Annotated in this window: 23 protein-coding genes; 15 read left to right on the forward strand and 8 right to left on the reverse strand. The window is 64.6% G+C overall.

Annotated elements, in window-relative coordinates:
* Both QOC76_RS10700 and QOC76_RS10705 read left to right on the forward strand, forming a co-directional pair.
* On the forward strand, positions 1–268 hold a 268-nt coding region (locus QOC76_RS10700), incomplete at its 5' end, for a D-glutamate cyclase family protein (protein WP_526356810.1).
* Positions 265–1581 carry an MFS transporter gene (locus QOC76_RS10705; protein WP_526356811.1) on the forward strand — a complete coding sequence of 439 codons (1317 nt, stop codon included), beginning with the start codon at positions 265–267 and terminating at the stop codon, positions 1579–1581. The genes QOC76_RS10700 and QOC76_RS10705, both read left to right, overlap by 4 nt.
* Before the next feature lie 6 nt (positions 1582–1587).
* On the opposite strand, the gene QOC76_RS10710 is transcribed toward QOC76_RS10705, so the two are convergent.
* Positions 1588–2664 (reverse strand): NAD(P)H-dependent amine dehydrogenase family protein, encoded by a 1077-nt coding sequence (locus QOC76_RS10710; protein ID WP_526356812.1) that lies wholly within the window; start codon positions 2662–2664, stop codon positions 1588–1590.
* A 60-nt stretch (positions 2665–2724) separates the two neighbouring features.
* On the opposite strand from QOC76_RS10710, the gene QOC76_RS10715 reads away from it, so the two are divergent.
* The 10 genes from QOC76_RS10715 to QOC76_RS10760 all read left to right on the forward strand — a co-directional run bounded on the left by QOC76_RS10715 (position 2725) and on the right by QOC76_RS10760 (position 11039).
* On the forward strand, positions 2725–3321 hold the full coding sequence (locus QOC76_RS10715) for a TetR family transcriptional regulator (RefSeq protein ID WP_526356813.1): 597 nt from the start codon (positions 2725–2727) through the stop codon (positions 3319–3321).
* Between the two features lie 98 nt (positions 3322–3419).
* A complete protein-coding gene (locus tag QOC76_RS10720) occupies positions 3420–4148 on the forward strand; it encodes a hypothetical protein (RefSeq protein ID WP_526356814.1) in 729 nt (242 codons plus the stop codon).
* 12 nt (positions 4149–4160) lie between these two features.
* Positions 4161–4766 (forward strand): TetR family transcriptional regulator, encoded by a 606-nt coding sequence (locus QOC76_RS10725; protein ID WP_526356815.1) that lies wholly within the window; start codon positions 4161–4163, stop codon positions 4764–4766.
* Positions 4767–4912: 146 nt separating this feature from the next.
* Positions 4913–6442, forward strand: a complete 1530-nt coding sequence (locus tag QOC76_RS10730) for a nitric oxide reductase activation protein NorD (RefSeq protein WP_526356816.1) — start codon at positions 4913–4915, stop codon at positions 6440–6442.
* Positions 6443–6464: 22 nt separating this feature from the next.
* Positions 6465–7241 (forward strand): AAA family ATPase, encoded by a 777-nt coding sequence (locus tag QOC76_RS10735; protein ID WP_526356817.1) that lies wholly within the window; start codon positions 6465–6467, stop codon positions 7239–7241.
* Positions 7242–7255: 14 nt separating this feature from the next.
* The gene (locus tag QOC76_RS10740; RefSeq protein WP_526356818.1) at positions 7256–7384 is read left to right on the forward strand and encodes a hypothetical protein; all 129 of its coding nucleotides are present in this window, start codon (positions 7256–7258) and stop codon (positions 7382–7384) included.
* Positions 7381–8109 (forward strand): hypothetical protein, encoded by a 729-nt coding sequence (locus QOC76_RS10745; RefSeq protein ID WP_526356819.1) that lies wholly within the window; start codon positions 7381–7383, stop codon positions 8107–8109. Before QOC76_RS10740 ends, QOC76_RS10745 begins: the two co-directional genes overlap by 4 nt.
* 19 nt (positions 8110–8128) lie before the next feature.
* On the forward strand, positions 8129–8551 hold the full coding sequence (locus tag QOC76_RS10750; RefSeq protein WP_526356820.1) for a hypothetical protein: 423 nt from the start codon (positions 8129–8131) through the stop codon (positions 8549–8551).
* Positions 8551–9771, forward strand: a complete 1221-nt coding sequence (locus QOC76_RS10755; protein ID WP_526356821.1) for a cytochrome P450 — start codon at positions 8551–8553, stop codon at positions 9769–9771. The genes QOC76_RS10750 and QOC76_RS10755 overlap by 1 nt, the downstream gene beginning before the upstream one ends.
* A gap of 122 nt (positions 9772–9893) precedes the next feature.
* Complete coding sequence (locus QOC76_RS10760; RefSeq protein ID WP_526356822.1) at positions 9894–11039, forward strand: aromatic ring-hydroxylating oxygenase subunit alpha; 1146 nt, start codon at positions 9894–9896, stop codon at positions 11037–11039.
* Here QOC76_RS10760 and QOC76_RS10765 read toward each other — a convergent pair.
* A complete protein-coding gene (locus tag QOC76_RS10765) occupies positions 11020–12225 on the reverse strand; it encodes a lipocalin-like domain-containing protein (protein ID WP_526356848.1) in 1206 nt (401 codons plus the stop codon). The two genes, QOC76_RS10760 and QOC76_RS10765, sit on opposite strands and share 20 nt — an antisense overlap.
* A gap of 71 nt (positions 12226–12296) precedes the next feature.
* Between QOC76_RS10765 and QOC76_RS10770 the strand changes: the two genes are divergently transcribed.
* Complete coding sequence (locus QOC76_RS10770; protein WP_526356823.1) at positions 12297–13751, forward strand: aldehyde dehydrogenase; 1455 nt, start codon at positions 12297–12299, stop codon at positions 13749–13751.
* Here the strand turns inward: QOC76_RS10770 and QOC76_RS10775 are convergent.
* From QOC76_RS10775 to QOC76_RS10795, 5 genes are all read right to left on the reverse strand, one after another.
* A complete protein-coding gene (locus QOC76_RS10775) occupies positions 13748–14191 on the reverse strand; it encodes a MaoC/PaaZ C-terminal domain-containing protein (protein ID WP_526356824.1) in 444 nt (147 codons plus the stop codon). The genes QOC76_RS10770 and QOC76_RS10775 overlap by 4 nt on opposite strands.
* Positions 14188–14661 (reverse strand): FAS1-like dehydratase domain-containing protein, encoded by a 474-nt coding sequence (locus QOC76_RS10780; RefSeq protein ID WP_526356849.1) that lies wholly within the window; start codon positions 14659–14661, stop codon positions 14188–14190. The genes QOC76_RS10775 and QOC76_RS10780 overlap by 4 nt, the downstream gene beginning before the upstream one ends.
* Before the next feature lie 72 nt (positions 14662–14733).
* The gene (locus tag QOC76_RS10785) at positions 14734–15147 is read right to left on the reverse strand and encodes a nuclear transport factor 2 family protein (protein ID WP_526356825.1); all 414 of its coding nucleotides are present in this window, start codon (positions 15145–15147) and stop codon (positions 14734–14736) included.
* Between the two features lie 14 nt (positions 15148–15161).
* A complete protein-coding gene (locus QOC76_RS10790; RefSeq protein ID WP_526356826.1) occupies positions 15162–16790 on the reverse strand; it encodes an AMP-binding protein in 1629 nt (542 codons plus the stop codon).
* Complete coding sequence (locus QOC76_RS10795) at positions 16759–17874, reverse strand: aromatic ring-hydroxylating oxygenase subunit alpha (RefSeq protein ID WP_526356827.1); 1116 nt, start codon at positions 17872–17874, stop codon at positions 16759–16761. The genes QOC76_RS10790 and QOC76_RS10795 overlap by 32 nt, the downstream gene beginning before the upstream one ends.
* Positions 17875–17978: 104 nt before the next feature.
* On the opposite strand from QOC76_RS10795, the gene QOC76_RS10800 reads away from it, so the two are divergent.
* Positions 17979–19217, forward strand: a complete 1239-nt coding sequence (locus QOC76_RS10800; protein WP_526356828.1) for a cytochrome P450 — start codon at positions 17979–17981, stop codon at positions 19215–19217.
* A gap of 80 nt (positions 19218–19297) precedes the next feature.
* On the opposite strand, the gene QOC76_RS10805 is transcribed toward QOC76_RS10800, so the two are convergent.
* Entirely contained in the window at positions 19298–21592 is a 2295-nt protein-coding gene (locus QOC76_RS10805) for a CaiB/BaiF CoA-transferase family protein (RefSeq protein ID WP_526356829.1), read from the reverse strand.
* Between the two features lie 107 nt (positions 21593–21699).
* On the opposite strand from QOC76_RS10805, the gene QOC76_RS10810 reads away from it, so the two are divergent.
* The gene (locus tag QOC76_RS10810) at positions 21700–22509 is read left to right on the forward strand and encodes a FadR/GntR family transcriptional regulator (protein WP_526356830.1); all 810 of its coding nucleotides are present in this window, start codon (positions 21700–21702) and stop codon (positions 22507–22509) included.
* The last annotated feature ends 2 nt before the right edge of the window (positions 22510–22511 follow it).

A 22511-nucleotide genomic window follows, 5' to 3' on the forward strand; every position in this document is an offset into this window, starting at 1 on the left:
CTCCGCCCGCTTCCCGGCGATGCACGGCGGCCCGGTCCATGCAGGCGACCCCGCCGAACTCGGCATCTCGGACTTGGACGCCCCCGATTTCGGCGACCCGGTTACGATCGGACAGGGCGAGGTGCCGGTGTTCTGGGCGTGCGGCGTGACACCGCAGGCGGTCGCGCTCAAAGCCAAGCCGTCGTTGGCCATCTTTCACGCGCCAGGCCACATGTTCATCACCGACAGACCGCACGCGCAGTTCGACACAGAGGGAGGAGCGCCATGACCGTGCATGACGAGCACGTTTCACATCGGCCCGACCGCGCAGCCGTGCGCAAAGCTGTGGCCGGCGCGGCGATCGGCAATACTGTCGAGTGGTTCGATTTCGCGGTGTACAGCGTTCTGGCCACCTACATCGCCGACAAGTTCTTCCCGTCCGGCGACGACACGGTGGCGCTACTCAACACCTTCGCGATCTTCGCGGCCGCCTTCTTCATGCGACCACTCGGCGGGTTCTTCTTCGGCCCCTTGGCGGACCGGATCGGCCGCCAGCGCGTGCTGGCGATCGTGATCCTGTTGATGTCGGCGTCGACGTTCGCGATCGGTTTGGTACCGAGCTACGACTCGATCGGCGTTGGCGCCCCGATACTGCTGCTTCTTCTCCGTTGCTTGCAGGGCTTTTCGGCAGGCGGTGAATACGGCAGTGGCGCTTGCTTCCTCGCTGAGTACGCGCCGGACAAGCATCGCGGGTTCGTCGTCTCGTTCCTGGTGTGGTCGGTCGTCCTCGGCTTCCTGCTGGGATCGATCACGGTCACCGTGCTTCAGGCGGTGCTTCCCGAAGCGGCCATGGAGTCCTACGGATGGCGCATTCCATTCCTGCTGGCGGGCGTGCTCGGCAGCGTCGGGCTCTACATCCGGCTGCGGCTGCGCGACACCCCTGAGTTCGAAGAGCTGCAGGAAGAAGGCGAGCTCTCGGAGTCGCCGCTCAAGGAGGCCCTGACGACGTCGTGGCGGCCGATCCTTCAGATCTTCGGGCTGGTCGTCATCCACAACGTCGGCTTCTACACGGTGTTCACGTTCCTGCCGAGCTACTTCACCAAGACGCTCGAATTCACCAAGATGGACGCGTTCATCTCAATCACCGTTGCCAGCCTCACCGCTTTGATTCTGATTCCGCCGCTCGGTGCCCTGTCCGACCGGATCGGACGCAAGCCGCTGCTGATCGCGGGCGCGGTCGGATTCATCGTTTTCGCGTATCCCCTTTTCCTGCTTCTCAATACGGGATCATTGGTGGGGGCGATCGCCGCGCACGCCGGCTTGGCCGCCATCGAGGCGGTGTTCGCGTCGACGGCATTGGCCGCCGCCGCCGAATTGTTCGCAACCCGGGTGCGATCGAGCGCGTACTCGATCGGCTACAACATTTCGGTCGCGATCTTCGGCGGCACAGCGCCGTACGTGGCGACCTGGCTCACCGACCGCACCGGTAACCCGCTGGCGCCCGCGTACTACGTGATCCTCGCAGCCGTCGTATCCCTCGCAACGGTTCTGACGATGCGAGAGACAGCAGCGCGACCGTTGCGCAAATTCGTCACGGCCTGAACGAACTCAAGCCCACATCAAACCGCGCATGGTTGCAGACAGCGGCACGTCTTCGACCGAGATCAACCCTTCCGGGGCGTCGCAGACCCAATCGATCGCGTTGACGACCCGGCCCGCGGTGGAGATGCAGCCGGCATCCGTTGAGTCGAGCACCGGATGCGAAACGTGCGTGTTCATCTCGACCCGCGGTTTGCCCTCGACGATGACGCGGTGTACGCCGGTGTGGCCGTCGGGCGGGTACTCCCATTCGGGCGCAGCCGCATTGGTCAGCCGCGTCACGTGCTCGAGCGTGATCACGGGCACGCCATCGCGAACGCCCTCGGTGGCGAAGCGGACCGCGGCCATGCCGCCGGGCTGCACCGTCATCATGGTGCAGTCGATGCGTTGCGGGGTGAACCAGCGCTCGGACCGCTCGCGCACTTCGTCCAGCCCGATACCGAGATTGCTTGCAAGGCTGAGCACCTGACCGCCCCACATCGACATGATGACCCCGGGCAGGAAAGCCAACGGTGTGTCGTCGTCCGGCTTCATCCCGAATCCCATCGCGGCACCGGTGAACTCGGCGTCGTCGTAGTTCGCGTAGTCGAAGATCTCCTGAACAGTGATGGAGTCGACACGAGTGGTCAGGCTGACCGCCGAGTGAACCAGCGTGTCGCCCGAGAAGCCGGGATCGATCCCGTTGACGTAGAGCGATGAGTTGCCCGCATCGCACGCACTCTGCAACGGACCCCGCAGCCAGTCGTCGGCATAACGCGGTGCGACCAGCCAGACCATAGACGTGGCAACGACATTCGTGCCGGCCGACAGGAATCGAGCCATCTGGCCGATGGTCTCCATCGGCCGCGTCTCACCCCGGGATGTATAGACCACGCAATCGGCCCCAAGGTCAACCAAGGCACCCACGTCGTCGGTGGCGATGACTCCGGTCGGTTTCTCCAGCCCGCAGAGCTCGGCTGCGTCCCGGCCGATCTTGTCGGGGCTGGAGGCGTGCACGCCGACCAGTTCGAGGTCCGGACGTCCGATGATCGCCTGCAACGAATGACGTCCGACGTTGCCGGTGGAGAACTGAATGACTCTGCGCATAATTGTGTCATCTAACGTGGAATACTGACTCAAATCAATAAGTCAGCAGAAAGACGGGCGATGGCGGCGGAGAAACTCTCGGCGCGGGAAGCCAAACGCCTGCAGACCAGAGAACGTCTTCTCGGCGCTGCGATCGCTGAGTTCAAGCGGTCGGGCATGGCAACCGCCGATGTCGGCGCAATCGTCGCCGCGGCCGGGGTTGCGCATGGCACGTTCTTCTTCCACTTCCCCACCAAGGAATACGTGCTGCTGGAGCTGGAGCGACGCGAAGAGCAGCGCATTGCCAACCAGTTCAACCGATTCTTGCAATCCAAACATGATCTGAAAGCATCCCTGCACGAGGCGATGCGGCTGGTGGTGATCCTGGAGCGACGGCTAGGAGCACTGCTTTTCAAGGATTTTCTTGCGCTGCACTTCTCGCAGACTCGCCCGCCTGCCGAGGACGGTAGGGACCACGCCCTCATCGTCCAGGTCGCCCAGGAGATCGAGAAGGCTCAGGCTGATGGCCGCGTGGCGCGCGACGTCAATCCCATGAACAGCGCGGTTTTCTTCCTGCTCGGGCTCTATGCGCTGCTGACCACCACGACCACTTGGCCGACGCGGGGGGCCATGCTCGACGACTACGTGGCCAGAACGCTGCGCAGCATTCAGCCGTAGAACGCCTCACGCCGAGGCCGCGCAGTTCCCTTACTTGAGTCATTGACTTCAGTCAGTCTTTGAACTACAACAAGGGGGTCTAGCCGCGGGAGGGAAGCATGAATCTGCCTACGCTGAACCTGCGCGGCCGCGGCGGCGACGCCAAATCGGAGGCTGGCGGGCTGTCGCTCGACGACCACGACGAGCAGTCTCAGCTCGCCCAGCGCCAAGCCGACAAATGGCTCATCTCAGGCAGCGTCCTGATCGGCACAGCGGCGCTCGGGGTCTTCGGCCTCCCGCTCTTCTTGCGAGGAGTGTGGCTCTTGCGGCGGGCGCAGCGGGACGGGCTGTCGGTCCGGCCGATGCTCGTCACCCTGCTCGGATATCTGGTCATCATCGACGCCGCCATCAACACCGTGGGATGGGCGCTCGACATGGTGGCCAACCACACGCTTCTGGCCCGCGTGCTATTGACCGGGTGGGGCAACATGTTCGACGCCGGCTACTTCTGGCACTTCAACGAGCTGTGGATCGGCGGCGCCGCGGGACCCGGTGAGAAGGGCTGGGAGATCGGCCTCATCTTCACCGTCTTCACCATGCGGATCGCGGCGGCCATCGGCTTCCTGCAGATGAAGCGCTGGGGTCACCAGTGGATGATCATCACCTGCTGGATGGGCGTGGTCATCTGGTGCGGCTACGTGTTCAACATGACGATGTTCGCCGACGTGCGCTTCGCAGGCGTCGTGCTGCCGGTCATCGGTTGGTGGCTCTACGACATCTTCTACATCACACCGTTTCTCGCGATCCCCTATCTCCACTCGGTCAACCGCGAAATCTTCTCGGACTGAGAGCCTCACGCCATGACAACGTCGGTCAAAGCCACCACGCGGGAAACCCGCAGGCTGCAGACGCGCCACCGGATCCTGCGTGCCGCCATAGCGGAGTTCAAACGCACCGGTATGGCCGCCGCCGACGTCGGCGCGATCGTCACCTCCGCGGGCGTCGCCCACGGCACCTTCTTCTTCCATTTCCCCACCAAGGAGCATGTGGTGCTGGAAATGGAATCCCTTGAGGAATCACGAATCGCCGCTGACCTGAGCCGATTCCTCAAAGAGCCCCGCGATGTGGCCACGACGCTGTTGAAAGCCGTGGAGTTGGTGATCTCCGTTGAGGACCGGCTCGGCAGTTTGTTGTTCAAAGACGTTCTTGCGATGCACTTCTCACCGTCCCGCCCGCGTCAGGACGAGGTATGGACCGACCATCCGGTGATCGTGCTGCTGGTCGAGGAGATCGATCGTGCGCGCGAGCAGGGCGAGACACACCCGGATGTGGACCCGTTCTGCAGCGCGGTGTTCTTCCTGCTCGGCGTGTACGGCGTGCTCAGCACGACGTCGGGCGAGTTGGCGCGCGACAGCATGCTCCGCGAGTTGGTCGCCACCGCCGTCCGAAGCCTGGAGGTCCGATGACCTCGTCGTACGTCAAGTCCAAGGAGGTCTGAACATGGCATATCTGTGGGAGATCCTGCGCTACGTCGGCGCGTGGGGCGGCACCATCCTGATCATCTGGTTCTGGTACTGGATGTTCTCCAACATCGGGACGTTCTGAGTTCGCGATGACCGATCTGTCGGATGGCCACGCGATGGCGCTGGAACGCAGCTGTGCCGTGACGGCCGTTGCGTTGAGCGAACAGCGCCGTGAGGGCGTCCGGCTGGTCACGGGAACGCACCGCACATTCGGTTTGAACGCCACACTCACGCACGTACACGTGCCGTATCCGGTTGCGCCGGAATGCACACGCAGAACCCTGACATGCGGTGTCGCGCTGCAATGTTCACCGTCGAAGGATCGCCTCACCAACTATCGGTTGAATGAGTTGTCGGTCCGCGAACTGCGTGCCCTATTACTCGTCGAAGCCGGAGTTGCCGTCGGATGGATCGCATCGCGTTGGCCCGGATTGCTGTCGGAGCTGCACCGGGTGCTGCCCGATATCGGCAAGGCCGCCGCGGACACCGACGCCCAGAAGATGCTCACCGAGGCGATCGCGCTGGCACAGACGAGTCAGCCGCTGGACGTGCATCCGCTGTTGGGCACACTGCCGTTGGCTTACACGATGCCGCAGGGACTGGCCGACAAGTTGCGGCGCAGCTTCGGCAGAATGCCGTGGACCACGACGCAGAAGCGTCTTCCTCGACCGTATTCCGTCCCGGTGGGCGGCGACGGCGGCGTCCGCAATCCGAATCTGCCGCCGCCGAACCGGCCGCAGGACAACGACCTCGACATCACTCCGGAGCACCGGCCCGGGATCCCGTACCCCGAGTGGAATATGTGGACCAAGCGCTTCCTGCCGGACCACGTGGCGGTTCTGGAGCGCGCGGACACCCACAGGTCGCGCGAACCGGTGCCAGTTGCCACGGACCTGCGGAGGTGGTTCACCGAGCACACCCACCGTGCGATGACCGGCGGCCTCGAGGACGGCGCCGACCTCGACGTCGAGCAGTACGTCAGCCACTACATCGACCTGACCGCCGGCGAGGCCACCGAGCCGCGCATCTTCCGGGAGCTGCTGCCCAGCAGTCGCGATGTCAGCACCGCGCTGCTGCTCGACGGCAGCTCGTCGCTGGGCGTGTACGGCGGACGAATCTTCCGACTCGAGTTGTCCTGCGCCGACGCGCTTTCCCGCGCGATGACGCTGGCCCGCGAACGGCACGGCGTGTTCGTGTTCACAGGTAACACCCGGCACCGGGTCGAAGTCCGGTGCCTCAAGGATTTCGAGGACCGCCGGTTCGTGCCACCCAGCAAGCTCGGCCTGGCCACCGGCGGATACACCAGGCTCGGTGCGCCACTTCGGCACTTGACCAGCCGGTTGCTCGCGCAGCCGTCCGAACGGCGTCTGCTGATCGTCATCGGCGACGGCCTGATCTCCGACGAGGGTTACGAGGGCCGCTACGCGTGGGCCGACGCCGCGCATGCGGTCGAGGAAGCCAACGACGCCGGAGTCTCGGTGTACTACGTCGGCGTCGGACCGACGCGCGTCGATCCACTTCCAGAAGTGTTCGGGCCGAGGCGTTCCCAGCGCATCCGGCGCATCGAGGAGCTACCGCGCGTACTCGCCCATGTCCACCGCGAGCTGGTTGCTGCATGACCAATCCACGATTGAGGACGAAATGACGTCAGACACCTATTTCGCCAACGGCAACGAAGTGCAGCTGTTCGAGCAGGCCTTCCAGCGCCACATCCCGGTGATGCTCACCGGTCCGACGGGCTGCGGCAAGACCCGGTTCGTCGAACACATGGGGGTGCTGCTGCAGCGACCCGTGGTGACGATCAGCTGCCACGACGACCTCACCAGTTCCGATCTCGTCGGCCGATTCATGGTCACCGGCGGGGACGTGGTGTGGACCGACGGACCGCTCACCAGAGCGGTCAAGGCCGGGGCGATCTGCTACCTCGACGAGGTGGTGGAAGCCCGCCACGACTCGTTGGCGATCCTGCACTCGCTGACCGACCACCGCCGCGCCCTCTATCTGGACCGGGCCGACGAAGTCGTGCGCGCGCCAGCCGGATTCATGCTTGTGTGCTCGTACAACCCCGCCTATCGCAGCTCACTCAAGGAGCTCAAGCCGTCCTTCCGTCAACGGTTCGTCACACTTCCGATGCGGTATCTGCCTCCCGACCGAGAGGCCGAGGTGATCGTCGCCGAAGCCGGCATTCCACTGACTTCGGCACAGCGGCTGGTGCAGTGTGCGGTGGCGATCCGGTCGGCCGACGACGCCTTCCACTTCGAGCCCCCGTCCACCAGGGTGCTTGTCACGGCCGCGCTGCTGATCGCCGCAGGAGCAAGCGAATTCGACGCCGCCGAAGCAGCCATCCTCGCGCCGCTGAGCACCGACGGCGCCATCACCGACGGACTGCGCGAAATCGCCGCGGCAAGCCTGCTCTAGAAGGGAGTAATCGAATGGATCAGAAGGAACAGAAGCGCAAGCGGGCGCTCATCGTCCTGCAGATCGTCATCTACGGCTATCTGCTCATCATGTTCGGAATACAGCTGTACATGTCGTTCGCCAGGGGCTGGTGGGAGTTGTGAACCTGCCCTTGCTGAACCGTCTTTCGGGTGTGAAGACACCCGCGACGCAGGAGGGCCTGGTCAGCCTCGACACGCACCACAACGAGTCCCGGAAGGCGCAGCGCCGCGCGGACAAATGGATGATCGTCGGCGCCGCGTTGATGGGCATGTGGGCACCCGGCCTGATCGGCTTTCCCATCTTCATGAGAGGGGTGTGGCTACAGCGGCAAGCCCTGCGAGCCGGCCTCTCCGTCCGGCCCATGATCGTCACGCTGATCGGGTACCTGGTCCTGATCGACGGCATGCTCAACAGCCTCGGCTGGGCACTCGACCTCGTCGCCAACCACACCTTGATCAACCGGGTGCTCATGGTCGGGTGGGGCAACATGTTCGACGCAGGTTACTTCTGGCACTACAACGAGCTGTGGGTAGGCGGGGCCGCCGGGCCAGGCGAGAAGGCGTATGTCGCCGGGCTGATCTTCACCGTGTTCTCGATGCGGGTCGCCGCGGCGATCGGATTCCTTCAGATGAAGCACTGGGGTCACCAGTGGATGATCGTCACCTGCTGGATGGGCGTCGTGATCTGGTGTGCCTACGTCTTCAACATGACGATGTTCGCCGACGTGCGCTACGCCGGGGTCGTCTTCCCGGTGATCGGCTGGTGGCTCTACGACATCTTCTATATCACCCCCTTCCTTGCGATCCCCTACCTCCACACCGTCAACCGCGAAATCTTCTCCGACTGAACAGGTTTAAGGAACAACAATGACCACACCTGCTTCCACCGAAGAACAGACGCCCGCCGAGGACCTACCGCCGGGCACCACTCCCTACTACGCACGCATGCACAAATGGATCAAGCGCGCGGTGTTGGTGTGCCTGGTCGCCCTCGTCATCGAAGGCGCCTTCACCCTGCCCTTCATGGCGGTGTACTACGGCTACCCGACCTTGAGCCTCACCCAAATCTGCAGCGAGCTGCTCAAGATCCGCTACTCCGACGACGCGCTCGAGTGCAAGTACCCCTATCCGCCGCTCGGTCCCCCCGAGGGCGCGGAAGGCAAGGACACCGCGCAGGACCAGTGGGGTATTCAGCCGACGCCCAAGTACCACCGCCTCGGTTTCCGCGAACTCGTCAAGATCCACGAAGAACGGCTGGCACGCCAGGCCGCCGGACAGCAGGGCGGCTAGTGCCGAAGCCACCGGAAGAGCACGCGGAGAACTGGGATCTCCGCCACGAGGATTTCAACGACAACGACTTTCTCTACGACGTATATTCCGTCATGCGGGACCGAGCCTCGTTCGCCCACACCGACGTTCCGTTTCTGTCCGCCACACCCGGTGGCGCATGGGTGGCGGTGCGGTATGCCGACTGCTACAGGATCCTTCAGGACTGGGAGCACTTCTCCAGCAATCCCACCCCGGAGGCGTCCGAACAACTCGCAGGCGACCTCGTCATCACGCTTGACCCGCCGCGACAGCAGAAGTTCCGCAAGGTGCTCAACCCCTACTTCTCGCCTGCGCGAATGAAGGCGTTGACACCGCAGATCCGTGACGAGACAGATCGATTGATCGACGACTTCATCGAGCTCGGTGAGGGCGATCTGGCCGACGTTGCGTGGCGGCAGCCAGGCATCGTCTTCTTCAAATATCTCCTCGGCATGCCGATCGACGATGTACCGCTGTGTATCGAGCTGACCGATACAGCGCTGAACGGGCAGACCGAGGAAGCCCGCATGGCCGCCTGGGGTGGGCTGTATCAGCACATCCACGACGCGGTGTCGGTGCGAACCGACTCGCCACCGCAGGACGACATGATCGACGTCCTTCTCGCGGCCGAGATCGACGGTGAGGGGCTGTCTTTCGCTGATGTCGTCTCAAACGCCATGCTCCTGGTTCAAGCGGGCCTCGAAACGACGGCGAGTGCGATGTCGTTCGCGTTCCATTACCTCGGGACACATCCCGAGGAGCGCGACCGCCTCATCCGCGAGCCCGACATCATGCCCCGGGCCGTCGAAGAGCTGATCCGCTTCGGCGGGTCCATCCACGGCATCCCGCGAACCATCGCCAAGGAAGTCGAGCTGAACGGCCACACGTTCTGCCCCGGTGAATCGGTCTTGGTCAACTACGCCTCGGCCAATCGTGACGCCGTCGAGTTTCCCGATCCGGATCGCTGCATTCTCGACCGCCAGGCCAACAGGCACCTCGGATTCGGGGCAGGCGTCCATCGCTGCCTCGGTTCCAACCTTGCACGCCTGGAATTCCGCATCGGTATCGAGCAGGTGTTGACGAGAATGCCAGACTACGAGTTGGCACCCGGCAGCGACGCGGTGTTCCACGGCAACTCCGTCACCCGTGGATACCGTCGACTTTCCGTAGTGTTCGGTCCCGGCGAGCGGTCGGGCGCATGACCTAGCGAATCATTCAACGGAGGACAGGCGACGTAGGCCAGGTCGGTGTTCGGCACTTCGCCGACAGCCCGCTTTTCGATCTGTCTTGTAGCCATCTTTATAAAGATAGTAAAATAGACCGCATGGATCGCGAACTGCTCGTCGACCTGACCGGTCGCGCGCTCAAACTGGCCCGCGACAAGACGACCGACCTGGCCGCGGCTGAATACACCGTACGGGCCGACACCTATACGTCGGCCGAGCGGCACGCGCGGGACGTCGAGATGATGCTCGCCAGCCCCCAACTGGTCGGCTACGTCTCCGAACTGCCGAAGCCCGGCTCCTATTGCACGAAGACCGTGATGGGCAGGTCGATCCTGCTGACCCGCACATCGGACGGGTCGGTGAAGGCATTCGAGAACGTCTGTCTGCACCGGCAGTCACAGATCACCGACGGATGCGGTTCGGCGCGTCGTCTTGTTTGTCCGTACCACGCCTGGAACTACGACCTCGACGGCAACCTCGTCGGCGTTCCGGGTAAGGAGGGCTTTCCGGAAAGTTCAACGGGTAAACCGAAGTTGGCCCAACTTCCGGCCACTGAATGCGCCGGGTTCCTCTGGATCGCGCTGGACCCCGACGCCACGCTCGACATCCCCGAATTCCTGGGGCCGCTGGCCGACGAACTCGACGCCTGGGGCATCGGACGCTGGTCGCCCCTGGGCGAGAAGGTGCTGGACAAGCCGATCAACTGGAAGCTCGCGATCGACACCTTCGCGGAGAATTACCATTTCGCGACCGTGCACAAGACCACCTTTGCGACCATCGCACGAAGCAACTGCACGGTGTTCGACTCGTTCGGCCAACATCACCGGTTGGTGTTCCCACTCAACGGAATCCTCGAACTCGACAACGTCAACGTAGAACAGTGGGACCCGTTGCAGAACATGGTCGTCATCTACGCCCTGTTCCCCAATATCGTGCTGTCGGCGACAATCGCCAACGGCGAGCTGTTCCGAATCTACCCGAGTGACGTCGCCGGCCAGTCGATCACCGTGCACCAGAACTCGACGCCGCTGGACATTTCGGACGAGTCGACCGCCGCGGGCGCGCAGGCGGTCTTCGACTACGCGCACGGCACCGTCCGCGACGAGGATTACGCGTTGGTCGAGAAGCTACAGGCCAACCTCGCGTCCGGAGTGAGGGAACATCTGGTGTTCGGCCGCAACGAGCCGGGGCTGCAGCATCGGCACGAGATATGGGCGGACGCTGTCAGCGCTGCTCTTCGATGAGCCGAGCGACCTCGTCTCGCTCCCCCGGCTCAGCGGCCTCGAGCACGTCCGCCAGTTCCCAGTCCCGGTACAGCGCCAGCGACCGTTCGTAGAATGCGAAGCCGCTGACCGGCTCGCCGCGAAATGTGCCCTGGTACCGATACGGGCCCTCCATGTACTCCAGCGGCAGGCCGTGTGCGGGGGCAGGCACCAGCGGCTCCCCCGTCAGGTCCAGGTCGAGCTTTCGCGACGTCAGGCGATGGCGATCAGGCATGTACCGTGCCGCGGCGGGCGGCGGAACCAGCGTGCGGATCGTCTCGGGCCAGCGTACGTAGCTGATTACGGTGACCTCGATGTCGTCCGCATACTCGGGGTCCGCGTTCGGCGAGCTCGTCGTGGCGCCCGAAAATGGCTGCAGGGCATTGTGATTCGTCCGGTCGAACTGGCGCCAGATGCTCATGTCGACGCCGTTGTCCAGGTTGATCGTCCGCCATTCGTGGGCGCGGGAGCGGATGTCGCCGGTCCCCCCACCGTCGTTGGCCACCAACGGAAACCACTGCCGGTCGACGTGCCCGGTGGTTCCGGTGACCTTCTCCTGCACCGAACCCCACGACAGCGTTCCGGTCATCGCCATACCGGTCTGGAAGTAGGAGTACGTGTTGGCTTGGCCGAAGCATTCGATGACCCCGTCGTAGGTTGCCGCGCCCAGCGGCACGGGTGCGCGCGACGGCGTCACGTGCAGGTCCAACCGCATCTCGCTGCCGTGCTGGTCGGTGCCGCAGAAGGTGACGTCGTATGTGTAGGGCAACAGGTCGCCGGCCCCGTCCCGGCAGGTACGCCAGAGCGCAGTCCCCGCGCGACTGTCGTATGTCAAGTCCAGGTGGTCGTCGGCGACCGTCAGCTTGGGTGCGACATCGGCCTTCTTGTTCGTCGACGGCATGTCGTAGTCGGTGTAGGTGCCATAGGTGCCGTTGTCGAGGTCGAAGAGCGCGAGCGTGTAGAAGTCGGCGACCACCGCCTGCCCGGGCCGGTTCTTGTTGACGATCGTCAGGAAAGCGAAATTCCGATTGGATTCGGCGGTCAGTTCGCCTGCGAGAAACCAGGTGTCAGATTCACAGGTGGGGTGGTTCGCCTCTGCGGCGGGAAAGACGAAATGCGGATCACCCGGAACCAGATCGAACGGATATCGACGCCAGTCATCGCCCACGGGCACTCCAAACTCCTTTTTTGCTATGTTAGCAGTAATAGCAACTTTAGAGCGACGGGCGGGTGACGCGCGTGAGATCCCTTTCCTACGACGAGCTCTACATCGGCGGCCGCTGGAGACCGCCCGCCACCAATCGGCGGATCACGGTGATCTCCCCGCACACCGAGGAACCCATCGGCGAAACCCCTGAGGCTTCGCCGCAGGACGTCGATAGGGCGGTGCTGGCCGCGCGCAAGGCTTTTGACGAAGGACCATGGCCGCGGCTTCCGGTCTCCCAGCGGATGGCGAAGATCGAGAAGCTCATAGGCATCTATGCCGCGCACGCCGAAGAGATGGCCGATCTCATCACCGCCGAGATGGGTTCGCCGCGCACCTTCAGCAGGCTGGGCCAGGCTAACGGCGCGCTGTCACAGATGTATCTGACGCTGGCCACCGCCAAGGATTTCGGATGGGTCGAGCGCAGGCAGGGCCTGTTCGGCCAGGTTCAGGTGCGGCGTGCCCCGGTCGGCGTCGTCGGCGCGATCGTGCCGTGGAATGTGCCCCAGGTGCTGATCATGCCGAAGATGATTCCCGCGCTGATCGCGGGTTGCACCGTTGTCGTCAAGCCGGCGCCGGAGACTCCGCTGGATGCGATGTGGCTGGCCGAGATGCTGGAGGAACTCGACCTGCCGGAGGGTGTGGTGTCGATCGTGCCCGGCGGCCGGGAAACTGGCGATGCGCTTGTCCGCCACCCCGGTGTGGACAAGATCGCGTTCACCGGCTCCTCGGCGACCGGCAGACACATCGCCGCCGCGTGCGGCGAGCAACTCAAACGGGTCAGCCTCGAACTCGGCGGCAAGTCGGCGGCCATCGTGCTCGACGACGCCGACCTCGACCACACGGTCAAACACCTCAAGATGGCCGGCCTGATGAACAACGGGCAGGCATGTGTGGCACAGACTCGGATCCTGGTCAGCGAACGCCGACATGACGAAGTCGTCGATGCGCTCGCCGAGATGGTGTCCGGTCTGACCGTCGGCGACCCGGCCGACGAGTCGACCGACATCGGCCCACTCGTCGCCCAGCGTCAGCAGCAGCGCGTCCAGGGCTTCATACAGTCCGGCATCGACGAAGGCGCCAAAGTCGTTGTGGGCGGGCCCGATAAGCCCTATGACCGTGGCTGGTACGTCCGGCCCACCTTGTTCGCCGACGCGAGTAACGACATGAAGATCGCCCGCGAGGAGATCTTCGGCCCCGTGCTGACGGTGCTGCGCTACCACGACGAAGCCGATGCGATCAGGATCGCCAACGACAGTGACTACGGACTGGCAGGGTCGGTCTGGACGGCGGATGTCGCACACGGTCTGCGAATCGCGGCCGAAATCCGTACCGGCACCTACGGGATCAACATGTATCAGCTCGACACCAGTGCGCCGTTCCGCGGGTTCAAGCAATCCGGCATCGGCAGGGAATTCGGCCCGGAAGGCCTCTCGCAGTACACCGAGGTGCAGTCGACGGTGACGGCAGGCGAGCTGCCGCCGAGCTAGTCCGCCAATTCCAGGGTCACCTCGGCGGGGCAGCACAGTTCGTCGCGCTGGTTGAAGATGGCAATCTCGAGGTCGACCAGGTGGCGCAGTGTGTCACCGGTGGTATCGCGGCGCTTGTCGACCACACGGCCGCGGCCGACCATGGAGTCGCCGGCGTATACGGATCCGACCATCGACACCTTGCGCCGCACCACGCGGCTGTACGGACCCGCCCAGTCGGTCGCGATCCGGTCGATGAAGCCCGCGAGATGCATTGTGTTGACGAAGATCGAGGGATGTCCGTGACTTTCGGCGTACCGCGGGTCGAAATGGCCGGGGAAGTAGTCCCACGTCGCACCGGGGTTCATCACCACGCGCTGGTAGCTGATTTCGTCGACGACCTCTGCGAGCTCGGTCGGCACTGTGACGTCGCTCCACGCCAGTCTGCGGTATGAACTCACGGCGTCTCCGGAGGAGTGAAGCGGAACAACGTGTTTCGGTTGGTGGCGACCAGTGGCCCCCGCTCACGGTAGTAGCTGTCGCAGGTTTCGACGAAATGACCGACCCCGACCTTGGTGCGCTTCTCGGGAGACACCGAAACCACTTCTTCGACCACGTTGAGGCGGTCGCCCTCAAGGATCGGTGTCACGAGCTCGACGTCGTTGGATGCGTTGATGAACGTGGTGCCCGGTAGCGGCACGCGGATTGCGATCGAGGGAACGGGCCGCTCGCCGTTGGGCAGCCACGGCGGCGGGATGAGCCAGCCCATCAGCATCGCGGGCGGCGCGACCAGCCCGCCCCACACCTCCGTAGCGAACTCGATGTCCCAGTACGCCGGATTTCCGTCCTGAACCATCGCCGCGAAATGCTGGATGCGCGCCGCGCTCACCGCGGTGCCGGCGAACCTGGGCTCAGTGCGCACGCCGACCATGCGCAGGGCCTCCTCGTAGGTGCCGAACGCGAACTCGTAGCGAATGGCCCTTGTCACCGTCGGGTCACCGGCTCATACCGGTAATGCGTCTTCGCTTGGCACGACATCCCATTCGAGCTCGCGCGACGTGTAGAACCACCCGCCGCGCTCGTAGATGAGCCGGTCACGGTAGACGCCGGTGGTGCGGAGTTCGGCTCCGACGAACGACAGCGCCACACATGCCTGGGTTGCCTCGACACCGTCCACGACGATCTCGTGGTCGACGGTGACGAGTCGCTGGCCGTTTCCGCCGTCAAAGGCGTCCCGCAGGTTGGTGAACGTCTTCGTCCCCCGCACGTAGGTGGCGCCCGCGTGCCGGAATGTCGCGACCCAGCCGCCGAAGTCGCCTGCGGAGAACAATCGATTGTGCCGGGCGTTCAGATTCAGGATGGCCGCGCGCCCGGCCACCGCGGCGAGCACGAACTCCTGCTGGTAGGTCATCGTCATATGTTTCTCCCGTCCTAGCGACTCAGTATGTAGCCGTGGCCCTCGCGGTCCCATGTCTCGTCGCCGAGACCCCTTGTGCGCAGCAGGTCTTTGCGCACTCGCCCGATGACGTTCTTCGGTATCTCGTCGAGCACTTCCAGATACCGCGGAACGCAGAAGTACGGCATCCGTGCCGAACAGAAGTCGAGCAGCTCGGCGTGGTCGAGCTCAGTGCCCGGACGAAGTGTGACGACGACCAGGATGTCGTCTTCGCCCAGATCGCTGGGCACCGCGACGGCGGCCGCCTCGAGCACGGCGCGATGGCGCATCACCGTCGTCTCGACCTCGACCGAGGACACGTTCTCGCCACGCCTCCGCAACGAATCCTTCACCCGGTCGACATAGGTCAGGTTGCCGCCGGAATCCAGCGAACCGAGATCCCCTGTGCGGAACCACTCCTCGTGCGGCGCGACGACCAACCGTGAGTCGACCGCGTCGGCGTCGATGTAGCCAAGGCTCATCACCTGGCGAGACCTCGGCCTGCATGCGATCTCTCCCACCGAGCCGGCCGGCATTGATCGTCCGTCGCCGTCGACGATACGCACGTCGAACGCCGCGTTCAGCTGTCCGGACGTGCCGGGTACGCCCTGCTCGGAGACGGTCTTGAACGCGATCGGGAAGGCCTCTGTCATGCCGTACATCGTCACGACCCTCGCGCCGTAGCGCTGCTCGACGCTGCGGTACATGTCGGCCGAAATGGGGGCCGCGGAGATGAACCGCAGCGGCAGCTGCGCGTCACGCGGATCGGGCGGCTGGTTCCACAGCATGGAGACCATTGCGCCTGCACCGGCGAAACCCGCCGCGCCGCAGTCGCGTACGCGGTCCCACACCTCGCTCGGCCGGAAGGTCGGCGACAGCACCGTGGCCGACCCGACGAGCAGCGGCGCCAACACCGATGGCGCGGCGCTCAGATGGAAAAGCGGCATGGCGCTCCACACGACGTCGCCTGCTTGCAGCTCCCACGCCGTCACCACCCCGGCTGCCGCCGCGAACAGGTAATGCCAGGTCGTGGCGACGGCCTTCGACGGCCCGGTCGTGCCCGAGGTGAAGAAGAGCGCCGCCAACTCTTCTGGCCCCAACGGGTCATCTGGTGTCTTCGTCGATGCGGACGCCAGCGCGTCGGTCAAGGAATGGCCGATGACCAGTGTGGTTTTCACGGTCTCCACCCGTGCGACGACCTCGCTGAGACGGGGACGCCGCTCGGCGTCGGTGATGACCACCTTGGCGCGGGACAGCCGCAGCGCGTGGATCAGGTATTCGTCTTTGTTGGCGACGTTCACCGCGGCCGTCACCGCCCCGATCCGCGCTGCGCCGAGCCAGAAATAGACCCACTCGGGGCAGGTCGCCGTGAACAACGCGACGGTGTCACCCCTCGCGACACCGTTGTCGGACAACAGGTTCGCTGCCGCACATGAGCGATCGCGCATCTCGGCGAAGGTCACGGGCGTTCCACCGATGGACATCATTGTGCGGTCACCGAACTGCTCAGCGCGTTGGTCCAATACGTCCGGGATCGTGAAGCGCTCGACACCGAACTGCGACGGGCCGATCGGCCCGTCCGGCCTACCGCCTTCAGGCACCCGCCGCCGCCGGGTCCGGTTCACCGGTGGCGGTGTACCCGAAGTCGATCGGCGAGGGCTCTTCGGCCGGATAGAACCGATGCGCCCATCGCCGCAGAGCGGCGTAGTCACGGGCCTCCTCCGGGGCCAGATTCGGCTTCTCCAAGTACTTCATGTTCTCCCAGGTGAAGAAATCCTGCTTGATGACTTCCTGTTGCAGCGCAAGGAACTTCGCAGCGCGACCTGCCGGCTTGTCGCCGGTGTCACCGGGTTCGCGAACCGAAGCCTGGGTGTAGAAGTAGTCGGTGTAGTCCTCGTCCACCGGAGTCTGACCGGTCACCTCGATGGTCGCGACGAGTTCCTTGGGGAACCGCACGATGCCGAGCCCCAACGAGTAGTTGTCGTAGATGATGTTGGCGTCGACGGGCCCGTCGGGCGTGAGCCATGTCGACGCGCGGCCGCCGCCGAAGTTCGCGGTCACCGTCGCGTGCAGGTGATAGCCGTCGGCGTTGAACGACGTGGTGTTGGCGGCACTATCGGCCTTGTGGACGAACTGAACGTGATACGGGTCGGCCGCGTTCTCGATGATCATCTGCGCATGCACCTTGACCCGGTTGAGCATCCGTGAATGCGGGTGCAGCGGGTAGAAGTCATCGCCTTCGAGCTCGGGCAGCACCGGCGGCTGCCAGTACGGGGCCCGGCCGTGGCGCTCGTGCCACACCACGATGAACCCGTACCACTCCTGCGCGGGATAGGTCTTGATCCTCACGTTCTGCTTGCAGCCGATCTTGCTGTACGGGATCAGCGCGTTGGTGCCGTCACCCCGCCACTGCCAGCCGTGCCAAGGGCAAACGATGTGCTCTCCCTCGACGGTGCCGCCGACGCCCATGTTCGCCCCGAGGTGAAGGCAGTAGGCATCGAGCACGTTGACCTTGCCGGAGGCGGTCCGGAAGATGACCAACTCCTCACCGAAGTAGTGCGCCCGCTTGACCTGGCCTGGCGCCAACTCAGAGGCGAAGCCGACGATGAACCAGCCGGTCGGGAACCGGTACTTCGAAAGGCTGATACCGCTCGGGCCGAACTCACGTTCCGACGGATCGATGGTGTGATCGTCGATCGTGTCCGTCATGCCGTCTCCGTCCGCGCAATATTTGGGCAGGTCAGACCCTGTCCGTCGACTATTGTTACTATTTTAAGCATTCTAGGTCAAGGACAGCCGAACCAGGAGCCTGCATGCCCACGACCACACCAGTCGACTTGTCGGATTCCGCTTTGTGGCGGAACGGTTTTCCCGACGAGCTGTTCGTCGAGCTGCGCCGCGAGCGCCCCCTGTTCCACCACGCGCTGACCGACGGCGTGGCCAAGACCGTCAAACGGGACTTCTGGATGGCCACCAAGCACCGGCATGCCCAGCGCATCCACCGCGACACCGACTCCTTCACCGCAACCGACGGTCCGCTGATTCAAGGTGTGGGCATTGTCGGTTCCGCGCCGACCATTATCAACATGGATCCGCCCGAACTGCTCAAGCGCCGTCGGGTCATGTCCCACGCCTTCACACCGAAGGCGATCGGCAAACTGGAGGAGGGCATCCGCAGGCGCGCGGCGGCGATGGTCGACGGGCTCCTGAGCGCGAGCGGAGGCGACTGGATCTCCGACGTCGCCGACGTGTTGCCCATGTCGGTGATCGGCGACATCATCGGCATTCCCGAGCAGGATCGACCCGACATCTTCGACACGCTCGATCGCATCCTCAAGGTCGCGTCGGCGGAGGACCCGGTCGCCGAGCAGAACGCGATGGAGTTGTTCGGCAAGATCTTCACGTATGCGCTCGAGCTCACCGCGGAGAAGCGGCGCAACCCCACCGACGACATCTGGAGCACTCTGACGTCCGCGGTCGTCACCGACGAGAACGGCGAGACGCTGTCGATCCCGGCCAACGAGTTGGAGATCTTCTTCTTCGTCATCGCCTTCGCAGGCAGCGACACCACCAAGAACGCGTTGGCCTCCGGGCTTGAAGCCTTCGTCGCCAACCCACACCAGATCGAGCGGTATCGAGAGGACGAAGCGATCCGGCCGAGCGCGGTGGAAGAGGTCCTGCGTTGGGCGTCGCCCGTCACGTTCTGGACCCGCAGCACGAAGGTCGACGTGGAGATGGACGGCGTCACGATTCCGAAGGGCGAGCGGGTAGTGGCGATGTTGCGCTCGGCCAACCGCGACGAGGAGGTCTTCGACAACCCGTTCGCGTTCGACATCGGCCGCGCTGAGAATCCGCACGTGACGTTCGGTGGCGGTGGACCGCACCACTGCCTCGGCGCGATGCTGGCCCGCGCCGAGATCCGCGCGGTCCTCGACGAATTGCTCTGCCGCGCAGACGACATCAGCCTCGGTCTGCCGAAGGTGGCTTATCCCAACCTCACCAACAACATGACGATCTTCGACGAGTTGCCGATCTCGCTGACACGACGCTGACTCTCGATCACACGCCCAAACCAACAAATGGGCGCGATCTCGGGCTGATTTTGCGCCCAAACCAACAAATGGGCGGCTGGTTACGCGCCCTTTGGCCGCGTGCCGATGACACCGTCGGCCGCCAGCCGCGCAAGATCGGCCGCCGCGAGCCCACACAGTTCCGTCAGCACCTCCTCGTTGTGCTGGCCCAGCGTCGGCGGTGTACGGAGCAGCCACCGCTTGGCGCCGTCTAGACGGGCGAACGGGGGGCTCGGATAGAGGCCCTCGCCAGTGCGTGGATGTTCGAGCCGTTCGAAGAAGCCGCGGTGCACCAGTTGAGGGTTCTCGGTCACCAACGACGGCGAGATGACGACGGCGGCGGGAATCCCCGCTCCAGCGAGAGTTTCCACGGCCGCGCCTGCGTTCTGCGTTGCCAGCCACTCCTCGATACCGATCTCGCCGATAAGTGCGGCCAAGGCGGTGCGGTCGTCGCCGGGACGCACGCTGACGGCGATCCAGCTGTCCTCACCCGCACACCGATAGACGTCCTGCACCGCCGCAGTGTGCCCCCGGTTGCCCCTGCGCTCCATGACCGAGCCGAAAACCTCGAATTCCATTGTCTGAACGGCGGTTACGTTGAGCACGATCTCGATCATGGGAACCTCGACGAGCTGACCGCTGCCTGTTCGATCGGCGAACTCCAGCGCAGCAAGGGTGGCGAACGCCGCGTGTGCTCCTGCGAGCGGATCGCATGCACCACGCGGCGCAACGGGAGGGCCGTCAGGCAGGCCGGTCACCCAGGCCAAACCGGCGATCTGCTCCATCGTCGGCGCGAATCCGACCCGGTCGCGCCATGGGCCGGTCAATCCGAATGCGGGCATTCGCACCACGACGAGCTTCGGGTTCAGTTCGAGCAGGGCGTCGGCGCCGAGCCCGAACTGCTCCATCACCCGCGGGGAGAAGTTCTCGATCACGACATCGGCCTGGCGCACCAGGTCCCTGACGAGCTTCCGTCCATCCTCGGATTGCAGGTCAAGCGTGACCGACCGCTTGTTGGTGTTCATGGCATGAAACACCCAGCCGTACTCCCACCAGTCGTCGACGTCGGTGCGCATCCCGCCGGAGTAGCGGATGCCGTCGGGACGCTGGATCGACTCGATCTTGATGACGTCGGCGCCGAACGCCCCCAGCGAATGCGACGCGGCGGGCCCGGCCCAGAACGCCGTGAAATCCACCACCCGCACGCCGGCGAGCGGTGCTTCCGCCGGCCGCGCGCATGGCATCGATTGCCTTGCCTCCCAGACCGATACGCCGTCGGCCTCCCCGACCGCAGGCGCGGCCCGCACCGGCGCGGGACCGGCAATCGACATCAGCCACGGTGCGCGGGGCTGACGGAAGCCCGCGGGGTTGTCGATGTACACCCCGCGTGTGCGCAGGTGATCCATGTCGGGAATGGTCGACCCGTTTCCGAGCGGAGCCAGCGGTAACCGGAAGAGCTGTCCGAGCTCGACGATCTCCTCGACGGTGCGCTCGCGCATCCAGGGGTCGATCCGTTCGCGGATCCAGTCCCGGTACTCCCACCGGCCGATCTGGAACCGCAATTGCGGAACCTCGGTGAACTCGGGGCAGTCCACCATCGCGGCGAAGTCCAGCCACTGTTGACCGGTCACCATGCTGATGCCGACGTAGCCGTCCTTGGCCGGCTCGATCGACGGCACCTCGACCGAGCGTTTGACGGGCGGCCGCACCAACAACTGCGAGTGCAGCCATTCGCTGCTCTGCATCAACGTGATCGCCTCGAGCATCGACATGTCGAGATGCCCGCCGGGTCCGCCGCGGAGGACCCGACGACGAAGGGCGATCGCGCCGTAGGCGGCCCATGCGCCGCCCATGTACTCCCCCAGCTCGCCGCCGACGGAGATGGGCGGGCCCGCCGGGTCGCCGCGAAAGCCGGTCAGCCCGGAGTCGGACTGCAGGGTGAACTCTGTTGCGGGCCGGTCCGACCATGGCCCGGTCCAGCCGAAATCGGAGATGGTCACGACGACGCGATCCGGCCTGGCCTCGAGCAACCGCCCTAAATCGATGCCCTGCTCGGCGGCCGCAGATCGGGTCGCGGTCACGATCACGACGTCGGCGCAGGCCAACAGTTCATCGGAAATGGTTGTCACGCTGCGCTTTCCGGCGGAGAGATAACTGAACAACGGCGCATCCGCACCTGGGGCCGGCACTCCACCGGTTGCGGTGAAGCGGCGCAATGGATCGCCTGCGGCGGGCTCGACCTTCACCACGTCGGCGCCCGCATCCACCAGCAGCTTGCCGCAGTAGCTTCCTGCGATACGGTCGCTGACCTCAACGACGCGCAGATCAGAGAGCGGAGTGGATGCTCCGTCACTCACGCGCAGAACCTCCCAGGGCCGTTTCTTGTCATCTTAGTTACTTTTGTCGGATAGCGACCCCGTAGGCCGCAGGTAGCACGCCTATCGCTGTTAACATTGCCATTGCAATGACAACACTCGGAATCGGCCCCGAGGCCCGTCGCCGGCTCGGAGCCCGCAGAACGGCCGAGATCGTCGCCGACGAACTCCGCCGTCAGATCATCGACGGCGAGCTCACCGACGGGGACCTGTTGCCGCGCCAGGAGATCCTGGTGGAGCAGTTCAACGTCAGCCTGGTGTCACTGCGGGAAGCCTTGCGAATTCTCGAAACCGAGGGCTTGGTCTCGGTGCGCCGAGGCAACCGAGGTGGCGCGGTGGTACACGCGCCTGCCAAAGCGAGCGCGGCTTACATGCTGGGCCTGCTGTTGCAGAGCGACACCGTGCCGCTGGCGGATCTCGGCACCGCACTTCAGGAACTCGAGCCGATGTGCGCGACGCTGGCGGCGCGGCGTCCCGATCGTGGTGAAACCCTCATCCCGAAGCTCAGAGAGATCAACGACTCGATGGCCGAGCACATCGAGGACGGCGCCAAGTTCACCGAGATCGGCGGCCAGTTCCACGACGAGGTCGTGCGCGGCTGCGGCAACCACACGATGATCGCGGTGGTCGGCAGCCTGGAAACGCTGTGGACAGGTCACCTCAACATCTGGGCGAAGGAGACCGCGGCGCGCGGCGAGTACCCATCGATGAGCAAGCGGCGGATCGCTCTGACCGTGCACACCAAGTTGACCGACGCGATCGAAGCCGGTGACGGGGAGCGTGCCCGTAAGCTCGCTGCCCGCCATATCGCCGACACGCAGTCGTACTTCAGCGCGGGTGATCCCGAACAGCGAATCGTGGCCCTCTCGCCGCAGGCGCTGGCCCGACGCCAGCGCTGAAA

Source organism: Mycobacterium sp. (assembly GCF_032159565.1).
Taxonomy (GTDB): domain Bacteria; phylum Actinomycetota; class Actinomycetes; order Mycobacteriales; family Mycobacteriaceae; genus Mycobacterium.

Bases quoted from the DNA above. Each gene is read 5' to 3' on its own strand.
- QOC76_RS10735 (WP_526356817.1), top strand. From the start codon at position 6,465: ATGACGTCAGACACCTATTTCGCCAACGGCAACGAAGTGCAGCTGTTC.
- QOC76_RS10715 (WP_526356813.1), top strand. From the start codon at position 2,725: ATGGCGGCGGAGAAACTCTCGGCGCGGGAAGCCAAACGCCTGCAGACC.
- QOC76_RS10795 (WP_526356827.1), bottom strand. From the start codon at position 17,874: ATGACGGACACGATCGACGATCACACCATCGATCCGTCGGAACGTGAG.
- QOC76_RS10705 (WP_526356811.1), top strand. From the start codon at position 265: ATGACCGTGCATGACGAGCACGTTTCACATCGGCCCGACCGCGCAGCC.
- QOC76_RS10720 (WP_526356814.1), top strand. From the start codon at position 3,420: ATGAATCTGCCTACGCTGAACCTGCGCGGCCGCGGCGGCGACGCCAAA.
- QOC76_RS10810 (WP_526356830.1), top strand. From the start codon at position 21,700: ATGACAACACTCGGAATCGGCCCCGAGGCCCGTCGCCGGCTCGGAGCC.
- QOC76_RS10725 (WP_526356815.1), top strand. From the start codon at position 4,161: ATGACAACGTCGGTCAAAGCCACCACGCGGGAAACCCGCAGGCTGCAG.
- QOC76_RS10730 (WP_526356816.1), top strand. From the start codon at position 4,913: ATGACCGATCTGTCGGATGGCCACGCGATGGCGCTGGAACGCAGCTGT.
- QOC76_RS10750 (WP_526356820.1), top strand. From the start codon at position 8,129: ATGACCACACCTGCTTCCACCGAAGAACAGACGCCCGCCGAGGACCTA.
- QOC76_RS10740 (WP_526356818.1), top strand. From the start codon at position 7,256: ATGGATCAGAAGGAACAGAAGCGCAAGCGGGCGCTCATCGTCCTGCAG.
- QOC76_RS10780 (WP_526356849.1), bottom strand. From the start codon at position 14,661: ATGGTCGGCGTGCGCACTGAGCCCAGGTTCGCCGGCACCGCGGTGAGC.
- QOC76_RS10800 (WP_526356828.1), top strand. From the start codon at position 17,979: ATGCCCACGACCACACCAGTCGACTTGTCGGATTCCGCTTTGTGGCGG.
- QOC76_RS10785 (WP_526356825.1), bottom strand. From the start codon at position 15,147: ATGACGATGACCTACCAGCAGGAGTTCGTGCTCGCCGCGGTGGCCGGG.
- QOC76_RS10710 (WP_526356812.1), bottom strand. From the start codon at position 2,664: ATGCGCAGAGTCATTCAGTTCTCCACCGGCAACGTCGGACGTCATTCG.
- QOC76_RS10760 (WP_526356822.1), top strand. From the start codon at position 9,894: ATGGATCGCGAACTGCTCGTCGACCTGACCGGTCGCGCGCTCAAACTG.